The following is a 22,189-nucleotide window of genomic DNA, read 5'->3' as shown; positions in this document are numbered from 1 at the left end:
CACTCATTTGTTTCAAGATGACTCTAATTCGTTTTAAAGGATTCACGAGATGAAACTTTATAAATCCGCTTTATTGTCTTTAGCCTTATTTTCTACCGTAGCACAAGCAGAGGTACAAACGAGTCAATGGGTCACCAGTTGGTCTGCTAGCCCACAAATAGTTTGGGATAAGAACTTTATTTTCCCTACTCATATTCCTGAGCAATTATCTAACCAAACAATCCGACAAATCAGCCAAATTAGTTTAGGTGGTCAATCAATTCGATTGGTATTTACCAATCAATATGGAAACGAACCGCTTCATATTAAAAAAACAACGGTCGGGCTAATGAATGGGAAAAATATTCAAGCAAAAAAACTTTATCCTGTTCATTTTTCTGGACAAGCCACAGCCGAAATTTTGCCAGGTAAACAGCTTTTGAGTGACCCAATTGCCCTGCCTGTCCCCAACCATAGTAAATTGATAGTAAATACATTTATTGAAAAGCCCACCCATTTTAAAACTTTCCATTGGGATGCTAAACAAACGAGCTGGCTCATTGCGGGAAACCAGACAGACAACGTTGTTACGCCCCTCAATGCTCAAACAACAACAGCAAGGTTGTTACTGTCGGCAATAGAGGTGAAGCCCAAACACAAAGCTCATGTGGTTGCAGTCATTGGAGACTCAATTACCGATGGTGCTACTGCAACTTTAGATGCCAATAGTAGATGGACTGATTTTTTAGCCAAGCGTTTATCACCTCATCAAGTGGCCGTGATTAATAGTGGAATTTCAGGAAACCGACTACTCACAGATGGTATGGGCGACAGTGCTTTAAAACGTTTAAAAAATGAGATATCCCAATATTCGGGCATCAAAACGTTAATTGTTCTGGTGGGTATTAATGATATTTCATGGCCGGGTACAGCTTTTGCTCCTAAACAAGAAATACCGTCTTTTGAAGCATTAACTCAAGGCTATAAACAACTTGTGAGTGAAGCACATCGTCAGGGTATTCAGGTGATTGGGGCAACCCTACCACCTTTTGCAGGTGCGCTACCTAACACCCCTTTAGACAATTATTATCAACTTGATAAAGATCAATTACGTAAAAAAATTAATGATTGGATAAGAACCAGTCAGACATTTGACGGCGTACTTGATCTTGATCAAGGTCTGAAAGATCCGAAACATCCTGATCGATTAAGCCCGATTTATGACTCAGGTGATCATTTGCATCCCAATGATCGCGGTAATCAACAAATGGCAAATCTGGTTCATTTAAACTTATTACTTAAGAAATAAAATGTAGGTACAGGTAGGTATTTTCCCACCTGTACCAGTTTTTATTAACCGCCCTCTAGTTCAGCAGTAATTTTTGGTGCAATGGTTGGTCTCTCAATAGCATGTCGTCTCAACATCATGACTGCTAAAAAAGCAAGAATTGCAGGAATTGCGATCATCACAAAATTCATCGTATGTGGCAATTCCAATCCTAATAACATTCCCGTTAAGATTGGCCCAACAATTGCCCCAATTCGGCCAACACCGGAAGCACAGCCAATTCCAGTAGAACGCACACTTAATGGATAATATTGAGCAACGTAGCTATAAAGAAGAATTGAGGTACCAATGGTTGCAGCTCCTGCAACAGTCACCAAACCATATAAAACATAGGCTGGTGAGTTAAAGCCTAAACCGATTAATGCCACAACACCCGCTAGCAGCATTACCATAATTACAGGTTTTAAATGGAATTTATCAGAAAGAATACCACCAGCGATCGAACCGATCATTGCACCGACATTTAGGGCAAATAGGAATAAAATACTCTTTCCGAGTGAATACCCTGCGGCAAGCATGAGTTTTGGTAACCAGCTACTTAAGGCATATACCATGAGTAAGCACATAAAGAAAACTAACCAAAACATGAGTGTATTGAATGCGCGGCCTTGTTGAAATAATCCTTTTACAGAACTACCTGCTGGAACATTATCTTCATTAAGCACTAACTGCGTATTGATCGTCATGGTTTGTTCAGGTGAAATTTTTTGAATAATGCGCTGTGCTTGTTCCGTTTTACCAGTTTTAACCAAAAAGGTTAAAGACTCAGGTAAAAACTTCCATATAACAGGCAGCAAAAATAAAGGGATGCCTGCAATCAAAAACATAATTTGCCATCCCTGACTTTCAACCAAATAACTGCCAATCAATGCTGAAAGAATCCCCCCAATGGCATAGCCACTAAACATGGTCCCCACTAAGGTACTGCGTATACGTTTGGGTGCATATTCTGATGTGAGTGCAACTAAATTTGGCATGACTCCACCAATGCCTAGTCCCGCTAAGAATCGAAGCACCCCAAACTCAAGTGGGCTTGATGCAAAAGCACCTAAAAAGGTAAAGCCACTAAAAAGAGCGACACAAATTAAAATCACATTTTTACGGCCTATTTTGTCTGCCAAAGTTCCAAAGAACATTGCTCCAAACATCATTCCGCATAGAGCCGTACTCGCTAACATCCCTGCTTGTACAGCCGTCAATGACCACTCTTGCATCAGCAAAGGTAGCACGACACCATAAATAACCAGATCATAACCATCAAAAATAATAATTAATAAACACCAAAGCAAAATACTCCAGTGATAAGATCTAAATTTGGCCTGATCAATAATTTCATTTACATTTAATTTAGATATTGTCATTTACTCACCTCCTGTGAGATAAATTCATATTCAATTTTTTAAAACGACATACTGCACCCTAAAGAAAAACAGATTATTCAAGGTTTTATTGAATTAATTAAAAATCGTAACTCGCCATCATGTTAAAGCGGTTATCAGTCCCGTTACGGCCATCAAAAGTTTCGCGTTCGCCATAAACATATTCGACACCCAAAGTAATTGGTTTGTAAGGGTTATAAAGTGCATTCACCCAGCCCTGCCAAAGTTCTTTGTTTTGAGTCGTGCTAGTGCGTTGTAATTCGGCAAAACGGTTATCATCTTTGGCTTTCATATAGCCATAACCTAAGGTTGAACGAATTTGTGGCGTAAACTGATGAGTTATGCCCAATGAAACAGTGTCAAATTCATTGTTATGTATATTGTTTTGATCATCTATTGCATAGCCACTGTTACTCCATAGTAGGAAACGTCCATCTCCTTTGACATGGTAGTAATCCGCTTTCAGCAAAGTATCTGGCGTAATCTGATATTTCCCCCCTAGGCCTACACCCCAAGCCACTTCTTCATCATTATTGGTTCTCTTTTCAGCCATAAAACTACGACCTGATAGCATTGAACCATTGGTAAATTTATGATTTAAGCGCCCTACCAAAGCAGGTAAACGCATTTTATTATCAGGGTCTGATGTAGCGGTATATTTCGGATCTTCAACCGATATTGCAAAGCTTGTATTCGCACTTAAGTTGTCGCTATAGCGAACCAGCGGTGATCTTAATAATGCTCCACCTACAAATGTGCCTGCATCAATCGTTTCTGGATAATATTCTGGTGCAATAAATGTCGACCACGTTTGACCGATAAGCCATTTATCAAAAGTTAAATAAGCATGGCGTATACGGAACTGATCACGAGTGGCTGCCCCAAAGAAGTCCATTTCTAACTTTCCACCCACATCACCCACGGCTGTTGGAGTTTTAAAATTCAACCCAAAGCGTGTCACATTAACTGTGCTGTGCAACTGGTCTTTTTGAGCAGATTCTTCAGGAGTATTTTCGAGTGGAACCCCACTAATGTTGTTATATATCGTAGATGCGCCCTTCATTTGATAAGAAGCATCTGCCCGTATATATCCATAGAGGTTAAATTCTGCACCAGACTTAGTTAACCCTTGCTGTATTGGCTGCGCAGCTTGAGGAGTTGCAGAAGTTGCTAGTTCAACTCGTCCTTGCGATAAAGATTTTTGAGCTTGTATATTTGCTTGTAGCATAGCTCGTAGTTCTTTCACTTCTTGTCGAAGTTGTTCTATTTCAGGATCTGTTTTGCCTGCAAAAGCAGAAGACACAAACAGGGTCACAGAAACCGCCAATAGACTTTTTTGAACCGTTGTATTTAAAGCATTTATCATAAAACTTCCTTTTTTGATCTTTAAATAGACTTAAAGATCTCGACATCCTTTTTGTTATGTACCTATTTAGATAGGTCCTTAAAAATTTGAATTCTTTCTCAAGAAAGACCTTCCATCATATTTTTTAGACAAAACCTCCCTAAAGCGGCATTAGGACCACTTTTTAATTTGTTTTAAGTAAAGCGAGTTCTTCTATTTTTTTCAGTTTTCATATTCTCTTCCTCATTGAGAATATTTAGGTGTTAAGACAACATTCCTATGTCTCTACTGGCATTATTTTTTTGCAATAAAACCCTGATAAGTCAGAACCTGTGCATAAGACTGCACGCTTTCAAAGCCAGTCTTTTGCAAAAGTTTTATATAACCTTCTGTGGTTAGGCTAAAAAAGTCTTGAGCCATACGCTCTAACATTTTCTGGCATTGTTCCTCAGTTAAGCCTTGTGCCAAGCATAAATAACGTAAAGCTTGAAGCTGCTGAGGGTTTATACACGTCATTAAATCGTAGGTGAGCAAAACAGCATTTTCTTTTAAGCGATCATAAATATCTTTAAAGAACGCAGGTTTTATATCATCAGCAATAAAATGTGCTACAAGAATAGACAGTGCAGCATCAAAGCAATTCTCAAGAGGTAAAGCTGAAGTTTCACCGTGAATAAAAGTTACTTGTGAAGATTTATCTAAAAGTTCAACCTGTTCTTGGGCTTTTTGAAGCATCGTTAAAGATGGGTCAACGGCTGTAAATTTCCAGTTCGGATGCCTTTTAAGTAAATATTCGAGTTCATAACCTGTGCCACATCCCACAATTAATATGTGAGAGTTCGGTTTCAACACTGATTGCAAAATGGCATCCACCTGTTGATGAATCACTTCATAACCCGGAATTAATTTACGGATATGTTCATCATAACCATCGACTACTTTTGGGCTATTAAAGTCTTTTGCCATTTTGTTTTATCCTCTATTTAAACTGCCTTTCAATTTATAGTTTGCTGCACTTTGACTGGGCTTTTGGCTTTATTTAATCAAAGACATTTCCTGTCAAATTAAGCTCAGCACGCATAATTTCTTGTAACTTAAACTTTTGGGCTTTGCCTGAAGCAGTCATTGGAAATTCATTAAAGAATCGAACATAGCGCGGTACTTTATTATGGGAAATATGCTCTTTACAGAATTGACGAATGCTATTTTCATCAATTTGATGATGTTCATGCAAAATAATACAAGCACAGAGTTCTTCGCCATATCTCGCATCTGGCAAGCCTATTACCTGTACATCGCTCACATCGGGATGAGTATATAGAAAGTCTTCAATTTCTTTAGGAAAGAGATTTTCCCCACCACGAATCACGACGTCTTTAATACGACCTTTAATTTTAATAAAGCCGTCTTGGTCCATTTCTGCAATATCACCCGTATGCATCCAGCCAGCTGAATCAATGACCTCTTTTGTCTTTTCTTCTTCGCCCCAATAGCCAGCCATCACTGAATAACCACGAACACATAGCTCGCCCAAAGTTCCTTGCTGAACAATCTGTCCTTCTAAATCGACAATTTTAATTTCAACATGCGGATGAACATGCCCAACTGTACTTACTCGTTTATCAATTGAATCATTTACCGAGCTTTGTACACTGACTGGCGAGGTTTCAGTCATGCCATAACAAATCGTGATTTCAGACATATGCATTCGGTCTATGACCCGCTGCATAATTTCACGTGGACACGGGCTGCCTGCCATGATGCCCGTTCTTAAACTCGATAGATCAAACTCATTAAACTGTTCATGTTCTAAGGTTGCAATAAACATGGTTGGTACGCCATATGCTGCCGTACAACGTTCTTGATGAATCGCTTTTAACGTTTCTAAAGAATTAAATACCGCCGATGGATAGACCATGGTTGCCCCATGCGTAACACACGCTAAATTCCCCATGACCATGCCAAAGCAATGAAACAACGGCACAGAAATACAGACTTTATCTTGAGGCGTTAAACGAATACCTTCGCCAACAAAATAGCCATTATTTAAAATATTATGGTGGGTCAACATAGTCCCTTTAGGGTTACCCGTTGTACCTGAGGTAAATTGGATATTAATGGTTTCATCAAACTGATGTTGCTTGGTTAACTGTTTTAATTGTTCAAGCTGCTCGGAGTTTGGTGTTGTAACTAAATCGCTAAAACGATGAATGCCAGTATATTGATGGTCATCAATTTTAATGACAAATTTTAAATGTGGCAGTCGTTCTGAACTGAGCACTTTATCAGGACTGTTGGTTAACTCAGGGGCAATTTTTGTGAGTAATTCTTGGTAATCGGTGGTTTTGAATTGAGAAGCAATAATCAATCCTTTACATGAGACTTTATTCAACACATATTCAAGTTCATGGCTTTTATAAGCTGTATTTAGATTGACTAAAATAATACCTGCTTTAAAAGCTGCAAATTGGGTAACTGTCCATTCCACACAGTTTGGTGACCAGATGGCTAATCGGTCGCCTTTTTTTAATCCCAATTTCAACAAGCTACAAGCAAAAGCATTTACTTCATCTTGTAAAGCTTTATAGGTTAACCGTCTGTTTTGATGAAAACTGACAATTGCTTCCTTTTCTGCATATTGCTGACAGGCTTGATCAAATTGTTCACCAATGGTCATACCCAATAAGGGTTGCGTGCTTGGTCCCGAGGCGTAGCTTAACCGTTCTTGTTGCATTGAATCATTCTCCTTGATTCTTTGTAATTCTCTTCATACCTGATCTAATTGTTGTTACTGCAACTACTTTTCCAAACCGCCTATTTTGTGTTGTTTATCCTTTATATGCCCTATTTCTTCTGCACAGCATCCACACAAAAGTCAGCAATCTGTTTTGAAAAATAGTCTTTGTGCGCATGATCAAACTTTGTATTTTGAGCAGGATCAAGGGGTTCAACGACCACGTAGGTCATTGCACCAACAACACAAAGTGCTGCTGTATTTAAATCATCCAAGATAAACTCACCACTTGCATTTCCATCTGCAAGTATTTTTTTAATACTTTGTTTAATCAACTGCTTCACACGAAAACGCTCATGTTCAACCGATGAATCTACAGGTTCAAACATGAGTGAATATGCAAGCTGAGGACTATTGAGTGCCCGTTTTACAAAAGTTGCCACAGCCTTATGTAATTTCTGTTTTGCCGATAAATCACTTTCAGTAATCGAATCAATCACCAATAGTTCTGTATTAATGGCCTCAGACAAAACCTCAATGAGCACTTGGCTTTTATTATCAAAGTAGCGATAAACCAGACCACTTGATACGCCCGCTTGCTCTGCAATTGTTTGTATTTGCGCGTCTTTAAACCCTCCCTCTGAAATTAATTTTCTGGCTGAACTCAAAATCGACTTTCGATTTTGCTCCATCCGCTCTTGCATTAAAGATGATCGTTTATAGCTCATAATTTATTCTCTAACAAATAAAATGAATTGTAAATCATTTTATGAATCTGTATTCACTTTTTTGAAAAATCATTGTATGGTACATATCAAATACCCACAAAATATTTTATGGACAACAAATATAACCAATAGGATGAAAATATCATGAACCTACGCAGCTTGAATTTCGGTCTCGATGAAACTTTAATTGCGCTTCAAGATTCAGTTGCCGCATTTTGTGCAAAGGAAATTGCACCAATTGCTCAACAAGTTGATCAAGACAACAAATTCCCTGCACATCTCTGGAAAAAATTCGGAGATATGGGCCTTTTAGGTATGACGGTTTCTGAAGAATATGGCGGTGCCAATATGGGTTATTTAGCTCATATTATTGCTATGCAAGAAATTTCTCGTGCTTCGGCAGCTATTGGCCTCTCGTACGGTGCTCATTCTAATTTATGTGTAAACCAGATTAACCGTAACGGTAACGAGCAACAAAAGCAGAAATATTTACCTAAACTGATTTCTGGTGAATATGTAGGTGCCCTTGCCATGTCTGAACCGAATGCTGGTTCTGATGTGGTTAGCATGAAATTACGTGCTGAGCAAAAAGGCGATCATTTCGTTTTAAATGGTTCAAAAATGTGGATCACCAACGGCGGTGATGCAGATGTACTTGTGGTTTATGCCAAAACTGACCCTAAAGCTGGTGCAAAAGGCATGACTGCTTTTCTAGTTGAAAAAGGCATGAAAGGCTTCAGTCACGGCAACCATTTAGATAAACTCGGTATGCGTGGCTCTAACACTTACCCACTATTTTTTGACAATGTGGAAGTACCTGCCGAAAACGTACTTGGTGGCGTGGGTAATGGTACAAAAGTACTCATGAGTGGTTTGGACTACGAACGTGCAGTTTTAAGTGCCGGACCTTTAGGAATTATGGATGCCTGTTTAGATGTGGTGATTCCTTACTTACATCAACGTGAACAGTTTGGTCAGGCTTTAGGTGAATTCCAGCTCATGCAGGGTAAACTTGCCGATATGTATTCAACTTGGTTGGCATGTAAAGCATTAGTTTACGCTGTGGGTGCTGCTTGTGACAAAGCCGACCATGACCGCAGCCTACGTAAAGATGCGGCAAGTGCCATTTTATATTCTGCTGAAAAAGCCACATGGATGGCTGGTGAAGCAATCCAGAGTTTAGGCGGCAACGGTTACATCAATGAATTCCCTGCTGGTCGTTTATGGCGTGATGCAAAACTTTATGAAATTGGTGCTGGAACTTCTGAAATTCGCCGCATGTTGATTGGTCGCGAACTCTTCAATGAAACCAAATAATAATTATAAATAAGGACGCATCTTATGAACCAATTACAAAGCAAGATTAATGTTCGAAGTGAAGACTTCAAAACAAACCAGCAAGCCATGCAAACATTGGTCACAGATCTAAACCAAGTTGCCCAGCGTATTGCTTTAGGTGGTGGAGAAAATGCCCGTCAAAAACATTTGGCTAGAGGGAAACTTCTACCCCGTGAACGTATTGATCAACTGATTGATGTCGGCACGGCATTTTTAGAAATTGGTCAATTGGCAGCGTACAACGTTTATGAAGATGATGTTCCTGCCGCGGGTGTAATTGCAGGTATTGGTCAGGTGAACGGCGTAACTTGCATGATCGTTGCCAACGATGCAACGGTTAAAGGCGGAACGTATTACCCACTTACGGTTAAAAAGCATTTACGCGCCCAAGAAATTGCCGAACAAAATCACTTGCCTTGTATTTATTTGGTGGACTCAGGTGGCGCCTATTTACCAATGCAAGATGAGGTTTTCCCTGACCGCGATCACTTCGGGCGTATTTTCTATAATCAGGCACGTATGTCGAGCCTAGGTATTGCCCAAATTGCTGTCGTAATGGGAAGCTGTACCGCAGGTGGTGCGTATGTACCTGCCATGTCTGATGAAACCATTATTGTACGTAATCAAGGCACCATTTTCTTAGGCGGTCCTCCTCTGGTAAAAGCTGCAACTGGTGAAGTAGTGAGCAGTGAAGACTTAGGTGGTGGTGATGTACACACACGTCTTTCAGGTGTAGCTGACCATTTAGCCGAAAATGATGAACATGCGATTGCGATTGCACGGAACATTGTCGCGAACTTAAATAAAAAGCCAAATGATTTAAACAAGCAAATTGATGAACCACTTTTTGACGCATCTGAACTCTATGGTGTGGTGCCAAGTGACGCACGTAAGCCTTTTGATATTCGTGAAGTGATTGCTCGCATTGTAGATGGTTCTCGTTTTGATGAGTTTAAAGCACGTTTTGGCTCAACCCTCATTACTGGTTTTGCTTCGCTCTATGGTATGCCAGTCGGGATTATTGCCAACAACGGGATTTTATTTTCAGAGTCTGCACAAAAAGGTGCACACTTTATTGAGCTATGCACACAGCGCAATATTCCTTTGTTATTCCTTCAAAATATTACTGGCTTTATGGTGGGCCGCCAATACGAAAATGAAGGGATTGCCAAACATGGCGCTAAACTGGTGATGGCTGTTGCCACTGCAAATGTTCCTAAAATAACGCTTATTATTGGCGGTTCGTTTGGTGCGGGTAACTACGGCATGTGTGGACGCGCTTATTCACCACGCTTTTTATGGACTTGGCCGAACTCTCGTATTTCAGTGATGGGCGGCGAACAAGCAGCCAGCGTACTTTCAACCTTAAAACGCGATCAAATTGAGCAAAAAGGTGCCGAGTGGTCAGCTCAGCAAGAAGATGAGTTTAAACAACCAATCCGTGAGCAATACGAGCGCCAAGGCCATCCATATTATGCTTCTGCCCGTCTTTGGGATGACGGTGTAATTGACCCAGCTCAAACCCGTCAAGTACTTGGTTTAAGCCTTGCTGCTGCAATGAATGCTCCAATCCAGCCAACCAAATTTGGCGTGTTCCGCATGTAAGAGGTGTATATGAGCTATCAATTTTTACAACTCGAACAACAAGGTCAAGTTGCCTATGTTTGGCTAAATCGCCCTGAACTACACAATGCCTTCAATACCACAGTGATTGAAGAGCTACATGCCTGCTTTAATCAAATTAATACACGTGATGATATTCGTGTTCTGGTTTTAGCGGGTCGTGGCAAAAGTTTTTCGGCAGGTGCTGACCTGAATTGGATGAAACAGGCAGGTCAAGCATCTTCAGAAGAAAATGAAGCAGATGCTCTAAAACTCGCGCAAATGTTAGATGCACTTGCAACGCTTAAACAGCCAACTATTGCCCGTGTTCATGGCATTGCCTTTGGTGGCGGTATGGGCTTGGCATCGGCTTGTGACATTTGCATTGCCAGCACTGATGCCAAGTTTGCAACCTCTGAAGTGCGTTTAGGCCTTGCGCCATCTACCATTAGTCCCTATGTGATTCGTGCGATTGGTGCAAGACAGGCTTCTCGTTACTTCTTAACTGCCGAACGTATTTCGGCACGTGACGCCAAACAAATTGGCTTGGCACATGAAGTCGCAGATGCGGAAGACTTAGACAGAAAAGTTCAAGAAATTATTGATGCTCTATTACTTGGTGGACCCCACGCTCAGGCTGCATCAAAACAACTCATTCAAATGGTGAGCAACCAATCTATGAGTAATGATTTGCTACAACAGACGGCGCATCATATTGCTCAAGTCCGTCAAGGTGCCGAGGCAAAAGAAGGTCTTAATGCCTTTTTAAATAAGCAACAGCCTGCGTGGACTGCCACCTCAAATAACAACAATTAAGGACGATCATTATGTTTGAAAAGATTTTAATTGCGAACCGTGGTGAAATTGCCTGCCGTGTAATTCGTACCGCAAAAAAACTGGGTATCGCTACAGTTGCTGTTTATTCAGACGCAGACGCAAATGCACAACACGTCAAACTTGCAGATGAAGCGATTTACATTGGTCAGTCACCTGCAACGCAAAGTTATTTACAAGCTGACCGCATTATTCAAGCTGCCATTGATACAGGTAGCCAAGCGATCCATCCGGGCTACGGCTTTTTATCCGAAAATGACCAGTTTGCACTTGCTTGCCAGCAACACAATATTTGCTTTATTGGCCCGCCAGTCGATGCCATTTTAGCAATGGGCTTAAAAGCGACCTCTAAAGCTTTAATGGAAAAAGCAGGCGTCCCTTTAACACCGGGTTATCACGGAACCAACCAAGATGCCGACTTTTTAAAACAACAGGCAGACCAAATTGGCTATCCAGTTTTAATTAAAGCCAGTGCTGGCGGTGGTGGCAAAGGCATGAGTCTGGTTGAACGCAGTGAAGATTTTCTGCATGCCTTAGCCTCATGTAAGCGCGAAGCCAAATCAAGTTTTGGTAATGATGATGTCTTGATTGAACGCTATGTGATTCAACCGCGTCATATTGAAGTACAAGTGTTTGGTGACACACATGGCAACTATGTTCATTTATTTGAGCGCGACTGCTCTGTGCAACGTCGTCACCAAAAAGTGCTAGAAGAAGCCCCTGCTCCACAAATGCCGAGCGAAAAGCTTGATGCAATGCGTCAAGCTGCAATTGATGCTGCTTGTGCCGTAGATTATGTCGGTGCAGGTACGGTCGAGTTTATTGTGGAACAAGATGGTACGGCGTATTTCATGGAAATGAATACCCGTTTACAAGTCGAGCACCCAGTGACTGAAATGATTACCGGTGAAGACTTGGTTGAATGGCAACTTCGCGTAGCTTATGGCGAACCTTTACCAAAACTACAGAACGAATTGCAGATTCACGGGCATGCGCTCGAAGCACGAATCTATGCCGAAGAACCTGAAAAAGGCTTTTTACCTGCAATTGGTAAAATTGACTATTTGCACTACCCAACTCAAAACCAATATGTGCGTGTAGACAGCGGTATTGTTGAAGGCGACGAAATCACGACGTATTACGACCCGATGATAGCTAAACTCATTGTATGGGGTAAAAATCGTGAAGCTGCACTCATTCAAATGCAACATGCCTTAAGTCAATTCCATGTTGACGGTTTAGGGAACAACATTGCATTTCTTGAAAAGATTGTTCGCAGCGACTCATTCAAACAAGCCAAGCTTGATACCAACCTGATTCAACGCGAACAAAACTTCTTGTTTAGCCCTGAAGAGATCAAACCAGAACTTGTGGTGGCAGCAGCATTTATTGAGTTTTTAAGTAAACTTAACAACAACAGCTCAAGCCAAAAACAGCTTTGGCAGGCTCAACCGCTATGGCGTTTAAATATTGCCTATCAGCACAGCATTAAACTGAACTATTTAAACCAAAATATCCAAATCAAATTTGCCTCATCTGAACATGGCTTCAACGCAGAATATAACGGACAAAGCTACCCTATTTCTGGTCAATTGATTGATACACATACTGCCTCTGTTCAAATTGGTGGTACTAAGCAAAAGCTATCTTTTAACCAAAGTCAGCAAGGCATTACGCTATTCCAAAATGGGCAAAGCTATAAGTTTGCTTATATTCGCCAAGACTTTAATCAGGCAGATAGCCAAGCCGATGAAGGCCACTTAAAAGCACCAATGCCGGGTGTAGTCACGCAAGTTCTGGTGAGTGCAAATCATAGCGTGAAAAAAGACGATATTTTAATGACGCTTGAAGCCATGAAAATGGAATACACCATCCGAGCTCCTAAAGACGGCGTGATTGTAGACTCCTATTTCCAAGTTGGCGATCAAGTCAAAGCTGGCGATGAGCTTGTGGAATTTCAGCCCGCTCAGGAGGAAGTTGCATGAGTGAGTTTGTCAAAATTGTGGAGGTCGGTCCCAGAGACGGCCTCCAAAATGAAAAGCAGGCTTTAACAGTTGAACAACGCTTAAACTTTATTAATGACTTAATAAATACTGGCCTAAAATCAATTGAAGTAGGTTCATGCGTTTCGGCAAAATGGGTGCCGCAAATGGCTCAAAGTGATGAGCTATTTAAGCGGTTACCGCAGACCACAGATGTGCAATTTAGTCTGCTTACTCCAAATATCAAAGGTTTTGAGACGGCTCAAGCGGTAGGATGCAAAGAGGTTGCGGTTTTTACCGCAGCTTCTGAAAGCTTTACTCGTAAAAACATTAACTGCTCTATTGATGAAAGTTTTGAAAAATTTAGTGATGTCATGGCAGCAGCGAAAGCACATAACATACGTGTGCGCGGCTATGTCTCTTGTATTGTCGATTGCCCGTATGAAGGCGCGATTGCACCTGAGCAAGTGGTGAAAGTCGTTAAACGGCTCTATGACATGGGCTGCTATGAAGTGTCTTTAGGTGAAACCATTGGCACCGCAACGCCAAATCGAGTTCAAAAGGTTTGGCAAGCGTGCCTCTCTGAACTAGACAGCAAGGTTTTGGCAGGACATTTTCACAATACCTATGGCATGGCAATTGCCAATATTTATCAGTCCCTACAGCAAGGCATTCGCGTTTTTGATTCATCCCTTGCTGGACTTGGCGGCTGTCCTTATGCCAAAGGTGCCTCTGGCAATGTATCGACCGAAGATCTGTTTTATTTGCTGTCACACATGGGATTTGAAACTGGTATCGACTTAGAAAAGCTTATGCAAGCCAGCCAAAATATTAGCAATGTATTAAACCGAAAAAGCTTGTCTAATTATGCAAATGCTTATTGGCAAACCAAGTGTGCGTAACAATAAATTCAATAATTAAAATAGCTCAGTATCTGGTATAAGGCTGAATATATTAGGCTGAGTACCAGATCATCGCGTCTACTTTCTATCTCATTCTATTCATGAATTGGGACTAAATTTCTTTATGCAATTTATTTCAAATCTTTAATTAATCTTTGTATTAAATGCCTCTCTCAACAGAAGCATTCTCTACCCTATTTTTATTCTAATCAGTCTTATTCTTCATCCTTTTCTATCTTAGTCCTTAAGAATTTATCTCATTATTTATAAAAATAAGATGCATCCATTTCAATTCTTGGCGAAATATATTCTTCCACCCAGTCCAACCATGCGCGTGTTTTTGCATCAATAAAATGGCGTGAAGGCAATAAGGTATAAACCCCAATATCGGGCGAACGCCACTCTGGCAAGATATGGCATAATCTTCCATTCTGAACTGCTTCTAATGCCGAAAACATCGGTAATAAGGCCACGCCCATGTCCTGTTGCACCACATCTAATAATAATTCTGGGTTATCTGCAATGAGTTGCCCACCAATATCAATTTGGTATGACTCACCTTTTGCATTTAACAAGTGCCAATCTGCTGTAATTGATGGGTTTACCAAGCGTAAACAGGCATGATTTTTTAAATCTTCTGGTGACTCAGGTTTTCCATGTTTCTCTAAGTACGCAGGTGAAGCACATAAAACAGAAAAAATAGTGCCTATTCTGCGAGCAACAAAGCGGGAATCTGTTAAAGATTCAGTGAGATAGAGACTTACATCCACCCCTTTCGCCAACAGATCTGGAACGTACTGCGATGTCGTATATTCAACCGTTAACTCTGGATAATTTTTGCAAAATTCGGCCATGACTGGAAAAACATAGTGATGCCCAAAGCTTCCCATGCTTAATACACGTAAACGTCCTTTAGGTTTTGAAGCGGTTCCAGCGACTTCTGATTCAGCCTCATCCACCATTGAAATAACTTGACGACAACGTTCCGCATAAGCCGCACCAATATCGGTCAGTGCCTGCTGGCGCGTCGATCGTTGTATGAGTTTTGTACCTAAGCGTGTTTCTAGCTCGCTGATAAGACGTGAAACCTGTGCTGTGGTCAGATCCATCTGCTCAGCTGCTGCCGTGAAACTCCCGCTATCAATCACTTTCAGGAATGCATGCATTGCATGCAAAAGTCCACCATCGAGATTTTTGCGCATAACGTAAATATCTTTTCCTAAATTACGGATTGTTGCACCAGTTTAGATCAACCACAATGACTAAATGTACATACATTGGCACTAATTCTTTTTAAGAAGAGGAACCGATCTTTTTTTATTTTGTATGTCACTTGCTCCAAATATTCAACTGGATGTTGAAAAAAGAAAGTAGTTCGAACTACTAAAAATTCTAAGGAGATATAAATGAACATCGCTACAAAAGTCACTCCAAATATTATTGCAACAAAGGATGTGTCACTTGAAGATAAATATATAAGTGATAACGGTACAGCATATATGACTGGCATTCAGGCGCTTGTTCGCTTGCCTCTTGCCCAGACTCGCCGTGATGCAATCAATGGCTATCATACTGCTGGTTTTATTTCTGGTTATCGCGGTTCCCCTGTTGGTAACTATGATAGTTTCCTTTGGCAAGTTGAAGGATTACTTAAATCCCATAATGTCGTATTTCAACCTGGTGTAAATGAAGACTTAGCTGCTACCGCAATTTGGGGCACCCAACAAGTTAACCTTTCAGGTCAAGGCAAATATGATGGAGTGTCTTCTTGGTGGTATGGCAAAGGCCCAGGTGTTGACCGTTCAGGCGATGTACTCCGCCATGCTAACTTAGCTGGTACCTCTGAACGTGGTGGTGTGGTTGCCTTATTTGGTGATGACCACTCTTGTAAATCTTCTACAATCCCTCACCAATCAGAACATGTCATGATTGGTTGCGGTATTCCAATTTTTTATCCAACATCCGTTCAACAGATTTTAGATTTTGGTGTTCATGCCATTGCAGTTTCACGTTTTTCTGGCCTATGGTCTTCAATGAAACTGGTCAGTGAAATTGTGGAAACTTCCGCTTCAGTTCATGTTGATCTAAACCGAGTCACCCCAGTTATACCAGAAGATGTCGATTTCCCTGCCGACGGCGTTAATATTCGTTGGCCAGACCATGGCATTCAACAAGAAGAACGTCTTTATAAATATCGCTTACCTGCTGTTTTGGCCTATGCCCGTGCTAATAAAATTAATACCGTAACATGGCCTTGTGAAAATGCCCGTATTGGTATTGCCGCAAGTGGTAAAGGTTATTTAGATACAATTGAAGCGTTACGCATTTTAGGTATTGAAGATGAAACTGCCCAACAGCTTGGGCTACGTGTTTACCAAGTTGGAATGATTTGGCCTTTAGAACCTCAAGGTGTTCGTGAGTTTGCAGAAGGCTTGCAAGAACTGATTGTCATTGAAGAAAAACGTCCAATTATTGAAACACAAATTAAAGATGAGCTTTACTCACTTCCTGATGGCAAACGCCCACATGTGATTGGTAAAGCAACTGATGGTAAAGGTGAATGGAGTACCTCTATTGAAGAAGCACCGCTCATTGGTCACTATGAGTTTCAACCTGAACCTATTGCAAAAATGCTGGCTACTCGCTTCTTAAAACTAGATATTCCAGAAAACTTAAAAGTACAAATTCAAAATAGAATCGACTTATTACTAAAAGCAGAGCAAGAATCAAAACGTGTTATTGATCTTGCCGAGCGTAAACCTTATTTCTGTAGTGGGTGCCCACATAACTCATCAACTGTAGTCCCTGAAGGTAGCCGAGCACTGGGTGGTATTGGTTGTCACTATATTGCTGTTTCGCTTGACCGTGGTACCGAAACCTTCTCTCAAATGGGCGGTGAAGGTGTAAGCTGGGTGGGTGCATCGCACTTTACTAATGAAAAACATATTTTCGCGAACCTTGGTGATGGAACCTATTTCCACTCGGGTTACTTAGCAATCCGTCAATCTATCGCTGCAAAAACTAATATTACCTACAAAATCCTCTACAACGATGCTGTCGCTATGACGGGTGGTCAACATGTAGATGGGCATTTGAGCGTTGCACAATTAACTCGCCAACTCGATGCCGAAGGTATTAAGAAACAAGTCATTGTGACTGATGAAGTTAAACTGTTAAACGAAGAAGATGGTATTGCACCAGGTGTAGAAATTCGCCACCGCAATGAACTCGATGCTGTTCAACGTGAATTGCGTGAAGTTTCGGGTGTTACCGCTTTAATTTATGTACAAACTTGTGCAAGTGAAAAACGCCGTCGCCGTAAACGTGATGCCTATCCTGATCCAGCTGAGCGTTTATACATTAACAGTGATATTTGCGAAGGCTGTGGCGACTGTTCGAAAAAATCAAACTGTTTATCTATCGAACCTGTAGAAACAGCTTTAGGTACTAAACGTCAAATTAACCAAAGTAGTTGTAATAAAGACTTCACTTGTGCCGAAGGGTTCTGTCCAAGTTTTGTGACGGTTCATACACGTGATATGAAACGTCCAGCAAAATTTGAAGGAATTGGCGCAGGCTGGCCGACATCACCAATCATTCCTCAGTTATATGATGTTCCAAGTCGTATTATGGTCGGTGGTATCGGTGGTACAGGTGTTGTGACTATTGGTGCCCTCCTTGGTATGGCCGCTCACTTAGAAGGCAAAGCGACACGTGTTATGGACATGGCTGGACTTGCTCAAAAAGGCGGTACGGTTTATTCATATGTACAACTTGCAGCAAGTGATGATCAAATTTCCTCTACCAAAATTCCGGCAGGACAATGTGAATTACTCATTGGTGCCGATGCCGTAGTCGCGGGTGGTAGTGCAGCTCTTTCTCGCTTAAGAGATGATGCTTTAGTCATTGTTAATGAAGACAGCACGCCTACTTCTGAATTTATTAAATCTCGTGACTGGTTTGCACCGATTACCGATTTAATTGATCGTCTTCGTGGTCATGTTCATCAAGGTCAACTGGTTTCTCTACCAGCAGCTCGTATTGCAACACAACTAATGGGCGATGCAATCTATACCAACCAGTTATTACTAGGTATGGCATGGCAATCTGGCCGCATCCCGCTATTACGTGAAAGCATTGAAAAAGCAATTAAGTTAAATGGTACGGCAGTTGAAAAGAACCTTGAAGCTTTCCGTGTGGGTTGTCACCTTGCAAGTGATCCAACTTTAGCTGCACGTTTACTCGCAGCAATGCCAAAAACCAAAACACCGCAAACCTTGGCTGAACTTATTGAAGACCGCTCTGCTCGTCTGACAGAATATTGGAATGACGCTTACGCAACTAAATACCGTACCCTTGTAGAACTGGCTGCTAAAAAGTTACCAGAAGAATTAACCGGCACCATCGCAACTCAGTTATACAGAGTCATGGCGTATAAAGATGAATATGAAGTTGCACGTTTGTTAACAGGCAAAAGCTTCAAAGAATCGATTGAAACACAGTTCGGCAAAGGCTTACGTTTAACATACCATCTTGCTCCACCAGCGTTACTCGGTGGCCTGAAAAATGTGCGTAAACGTGCGTTTGGTTACTGGATGCGTTTCCCAATGATGATGCTTGCTCGCTTGCAATGGCTCCGTGAAACTTTCCTCGACCCATTTGCGCGCCAAGAAGAGCGTCAACACGAACAAGCATGGCGTGACCGTTACATCGCATTTGTTGAAGCACTTGTTGAAGCTCCAGAAAATCATAACTTGGCTGTTGCTGAAGAAATTGCAAAATTACCAGCAGAAGTACGTGGTTATGGACATATCAAAATGAAAGCAATGGACGCTGCAAAAGTACGTTGGGATGAACTTACACCAACACTGATTAAAGTTCGTAGCTAATAAATTGCTTAAAAATTAAAACTCGAAATAAAAAAGTCATCCTCAGGGATGACTTTTTTATGGATTCAAATATTTATTTGGTCATCTTACGTAAAGTCAAAATCTGCTCGCTTCTTCCAAATGGACCATAGAGGTCATGTAAAACTGCACTTGTTAAGCCAATGCCATCCGATCCATATTGCTGAACAGTTTCCAAACCTAACCATTTACCTTGCGGATAACGATGCATGTGAATTTGCAAATCAAGATTTGGAAAGCCCCACGTAAATTCACCTTCTTGTCTTGGTACAATTCCGTTTGCGGTATCCACCATGCCAATCAAATGTGCAAAATCTGTGGTCGGTTGCCCTTCAACAATTTCTTTATCGTTATTGAGCCAAACAATGCCTTTACCCGCACGATGCTGATCATCAATTTTTGTCACTAGTGTTTGAATAAAACCACCCGGCCATCTTTTCATACCCTTCCACTCTGTAAAAGAGTCCGGATGATGAACTGGCTGGTCTTCAAGCCCAGCAATATCAGAACTGTCTTGAGTACACATTCGCCATGCTCTGGCAACAATACAAGTTTTACCTTGTGCTTGCATTTCAGCTTCAATCAGCTCAATTGTTTTTCCAGCACGAATCACTTGGGTCTTAATCGTAAATTCACCAAATGCAATAAGACCGAAAATATCAAAACTAATTCGACCAATTCGCATATCTTGTCGTGGTGAAAACTGCTCTAACTCCGCTGCGATTACTCCACTTGCGGGTGCCATATGCTGTTCATGAGGGTTCCAAGCCCCTTGTGCATGAACAGTTGAGCAATAATGAGCAATGACTTCACCTTGAGGACCAATTGATCTATTCAGTAATTGATAATAAGCATTCATGATTTTCTTTCCTTAGTCCTTATCAAACATCAATATTTAATGAAAGTTCACGTTTTAATGCTTATATTAGTGATCTATTCCTTTGGCTAAATTGGTTTTTCCTACCAAAAACTCATGAGTCTAAAGTTACAAATTTAATCAATGGGTAAAATTCCAAATGAAAATCCCGCCCATTGACTCTCAAAAACTACTATTAATTAAAATGCAAAATCTTCTTGATCAAGCTCCATAACAGATTCAGCCCCCGACTCAATTGCAGCTGCATGGCTTTGGGTACGATGCAAAAGTTTTTGATAGAAAAACTTAGCTGTACTTAGTTTCGCTTTATAAAAAGCTTCCTCTTGTGTACCCGCCTCTAATTTTTCATGGGCAACTTGAGCCATTCGAACCCAAAGATAGGCAAACACGACGTAACTCGAAAAATAAAGATAATCTACAGAAGCAGCACCAATTTCTTCGGGGTTGTGCTTTGCTTTTTCGGCAATTGTTTTAGTGAGCGATAACCATTGTTGCTTAAGTTCACCTAATTTTTCTAAATAAGGTTTCAGCACTTCATTGGATTGATATTGAATAATGAATTGATCAATTAGATCCGTCATATTCTTTAAGAGCTTGCCTTCCGACTTTAGAACTTTGCGTGCAAGCAAATCTAAAGACTGAATTTCGGTTGTTCCTTCATATAATGTTGAAATGCGGGCATCGCGTACAATTTGCTCCATTCCATGCTCAACAATAAAGCCATGCCCGCCAAATACCTGAACACCATGTTTTGCAGACTCATTACCAGACTCAGTTAAAAACGCTTTAGCAATAGGCGTTAAAAAAGCCAGTAGATTATCAGACTGTTTTTGCTGTTCTTGATCGGCTGAACTTTCAACAATGTCTACATGTTGAGCTAGAAAATAAGCTAGCGCACGTCCACCTTCAGCAAATGCTTTTTGTGTCATTAACATTGAACGCACAGCAGGATGCACAATAATCGGATCAGCATTTTTTTCTGGATATTTTGGGCCAGATAATGAACGCATGGCGAGTCGCTCTTTTGCGTAACTTAATGCACCCTGAAATGAAATTTCAGAAGCAGCAAGCCCTTGTACTGCCGTGCCAATACGTGCCGTATTCATAAAGGTAAACATACAATTAAGCCCACGATTTTCCGGACCAATCAAATAACCTTGAGCACCATCAAAATTAAGAACACAGGTGGCATTTCCGTGAATTCCCATTTTATGTTCAATGGCACTACAGACCACCTGATTGCGATCTTGCAAATTACCTTCATCATCTACATTAAATTTAGGCACGATAAATAAAGAAATACCTTTTGTACCTGCGGGCGCCTGAGGTAATCGAGCTAAAACAATATGAATAATATTTTCAGAAAGATCGTGTTCACCTGCCGATATAAAAATCTTTTCCCCAGTAATTGAGTAACTACCATCCGGATTTGGTTCTGCTTTAGTTCTAATTAAACCCAAGTCCGAGCCCGCATGTGATTCGGTTAAACACATGGTTCCGGTCCAGACTCCACTAATTAACTTGGTTAAAAATTTCTGCTTTTGTTGTTCTGTTCCGTGGTGTTCAATTGTTCTCATCGCACCATGAGATAACCCTTGATACATTGCCCAAGCCCAGTTAGAACCACACAACATTTCAGAAATCGCAATGCGTAATAGCGTTGGTAAGCCTTGCCCACCATATTCAGGGTCGGCGGTTAGTGAGGTAAACCCAAGTTCGGCATATTTTTGGTAGGCTTCTTTAAAACCTTTTGGTGTAGTCACCACGCCCTGATTTAAATGACACCCTTCTTGATCGCCATTTTGATTAATAGGTGCCAATTCATTTTCACAGAAATCTGCCGCTGCCTCTAAGTATTGATCAATTAATTCTCGATTTACACTTTCCTGATATTTGCTTAAACGTTGGTAGTTCTCTTCTGTTTGAAGCATTTCATGCAGAACAAATTGCATATCACGTAATGGAGCTTTGTATAAAGGCATAGTTTTTCCCTTTCACTTCACTGTCTGTTTCATGCAGGCAGATATGTTTTTCCTTGAATAGACTTTTATTTTTTCAACTCCACCAAAATATCAAAAAATTTCTTATAGCAAAACTAGTTTTCACTATTTTCATAAAATTTAATAAATAAAAACATCCATTAAATATTTAAAATATTGTATTTAAATAAAATTATTAAATATACGGGTATAGAAATAAAAAATTGATTGTTATTTTAATTTTGTATTGCAAAA

General features: G+C 40.7%; 15 protein-coding genes. 7 read left to right on the top strand and 8 right to left on the bottom strand.

Features of this window, described 5'->3' with window-relative positions; genetic code table 11:
• Positions 1-49: 49 nt before the first annotated feature.
• On the top strand, positions 50-1,288 hold the full coding sequence (locus KTH84_RS00775) for an SGNH/GDSL hydrolase family protein (RefSeq protein ID WP_262471633.1): 1,239 nt from the start codon (positions 50-52) through the stop codon (positions 1,286-1,288).
• 44 nt (positions 1,289-1,332) lie between these two features.
• Here the strand turns inward: KTH84_RS00775 and KTH84_RS00770 are convergent, their stop codons facing one another.
• From KTH84_RS00770 to KTH84_RS00750, 5 genes are all read right to left on the bottom strand, one after another.
• Positions 1,333-2,688 carry an MFS transporter gene (locus KTH84_RS00770; RefSeq protein WP_262471632.1) on the bottom strand — a complete coding sequence of 452 codons (1,356 nt, stop codon included), beginning with the start codon at positions 2,686-2,688 and terminating at the stop codon, positions 1,333-1,335.
• A 97-nt stretch (positions 2,689-2,785) separates the two neighbouring features.
• Positions 2,786-4,069, bottom strand: a complete 1,284-nt coding sequence (locus tag KTH84_RS00765; RefSeq protein WP_262472465.1) for a DcaP family trimeric outer membrane transporter — start codon at positions 4,067-4,069, stop codon at positions 2,786-2,788.
• A 276-nt stretch (positions 4,070-4,345) separates the two neighbouring features.
• Positions 4,346-5,017 (bottom strand): class I SAM-dependent methyltransferase, encoded by a 672-nt coding sequence (locus tag KTH84_RS00760; RefSeq protein ID WP_262471631.1) that lies wholly within the window; start codon positions 5,015-5,017, stop codon positions 4,346-4,348.
• 73 nt (positions 5,018-5,090) lie between these two features.
• Positions 5,091-6,785, bottom strand: coding sequence for an AMP-binding protein (locus tag KTH84_RS00755; protein ID WP_262471630.1), 1,695 nt, complete (start codon positions 6,783-6,785; stop codon positions 5,091-5,093).
• 110 nt (positions 6,786-6,895) lie between these two features.
• On the bottom strand, positions 6,896-7,513 hold the full coding sequence (locus KTH84_RS00750) for a TetR/AcrR family transcriptional regulator (protein WP_202742391.1): 618 nt from the start codon (positions 7,511-7,513) through the stop codon (positions 6,896-6,898).
• Between the two features lie 144 nt (positions 7,514-7,657).
• On the opposite strand from KTH84_RS00750, the gene KTH84_RS00745 reads away from it, so the two are divergent.
• From KTH84_RS00745 to KTH84_RS00725, 5 genes are read left to right on the top strand one after another with little or no spacing between them, the layout of a single operon-like run.
• Positions 7,658-8,830: an isovaleryl-CoA dehydrogenase gene (locus tag KTH84_RS00745; RefSeq protein ID WP_042896709.1), complete on the top strand. Its 1,173-nt coding sequence runs from the start codon at positions 7,658-7,660 to the stop codon at positions 8,828-8,830.
• Positions 8,831-8,854: 24 nt separating this feature from the next.
• Positions 8,855-10,456, top strand: coding sequence for a carboxyl transferase domain-containing protein (locus tag KTH84_RS00740; protein WP_262471629.1), 1,602 nt, complete (start codon positions 8,855-8,857; stop codon positions 10,454-10,456).
• 9 nt (positions 10,457-10,465) lie between these two features.
• Complete coding sequence (locus KTH84_RS00735; protein WP_262471628.1) at positions 10,466-11,269, top strand: enoyl-CoA hydratase/isomerase family protein; 804 nt, start codon at positions 10,466-10,468, stop codon at positions 11,267-11,269.
• An 11-nt stretch (positions 11,270-11,280) separates the two neighbouring features.
• A complete protein-coding gene (locus tag KTH84_RS00730) occupies positions 11,281-13,272 on the top strand; it encodes an acetyl/propionyl/methylcrotonyl-CoA carboxylase subunit alpha (protein ID WP_262471627.1) in 1,992 nt (663 codons plus the stop codon).
• Positions 13,269-14,171, top strand: coding sequence for a hydroxymethylglutaryl-CoA lyase (locus tag KTH84_RS00725; RefSeq protein WP_262471626.1), 903 nt, complete (start codon positions 13,269-13,271; stop codon positions 14,169-14,171). The genes KTH84_RS00730 and KTH84_RS00725 overlap by 4 nt, the downstream gene beginning before the upstream one ends.
• 260 nt (positions 14,172-14,431) lie before the next feature.
• On the opposite strand, the gene KTH84_RS00720 is transcribed toward KTH84_RS00725, so the two are convergent.
• Positions 14,432-15,373, bottom strand: coding sequence for a LysR family transcriptional regulator (locus KTH84_RS00720; RefSeq protein ID WP_042896715.1), 942 nt, complete (start codon positions 15,371-15,373; stop codon positions 14,432-14,434).
• 204 nt (positions 15,374-15,577) lie between these two features.
• Between KTH84_RS00720 and KTH84_RS00715 the strand changes: the two genes are divergently transcribed.
• Positions 15,578-19,060 (top strand): indolepyruvate ferredoxin oxidoreductase family protein, encoded by a 3,483-nt coding sequence (locus KTH84_RS00715; protein WP_262471625.1) that lies wholly within the window; start codon positions 15,578-15,580, stop codon positions 19,058-19,060.
• Positions 19,061-19,133: 73 nt separating this feature from the next.
• Here the strand turns inward: KTH84_RS00715 and KTH84_RS00710 are convergent, their stop codons facing one another.
• Positions 19,134-19,937: a thioesterase family protein gene (locus KTH84_RS00710; RefSeq protein WP_202742399.1), complete on the bottom strand. Its 804-nt coding sequence runs from the start codon at positions 19,935-19,937 to the stop codon at positions 19,134-19,136.
• A 197-nt stretch (positions 19,938-20,134) separates the two neighbouring features.
• Positions 20,135-21,937 carry an acyl-CoA dehydrogenase C-terminal domain-containing protein gene (locus KTH84_RS00705; protein WP_262471624.1) on the bottom strand — a complete coding sequence of 601 codons (1,803 nt, stop codon included), beginning with the start codon at positions 21,935-21,937 and terminating at the stop codon, positions 20,135-20,137.
• Positions 21,938-22,189: the final 252 nt, after the last annotated feature.

Origin of the sequence: Acinetobacter sp. WU_MDCI_Abxb74 (assembly GCF_025513915.1) — a bacterium.
GTDB classification, from domain to species: Bacteria; Pseudomonadota; Gammaproteobacteria; order Pseudomonadales; family Moraxellaceae; genus Acinetobacter; species Acinetobacter calcoaceticus_C.
The sequence above is the reverse complement of the archived record's forward strand: the minus strand, read 5'-3'. Positions and strand labels throughout refer to the sequence as shown.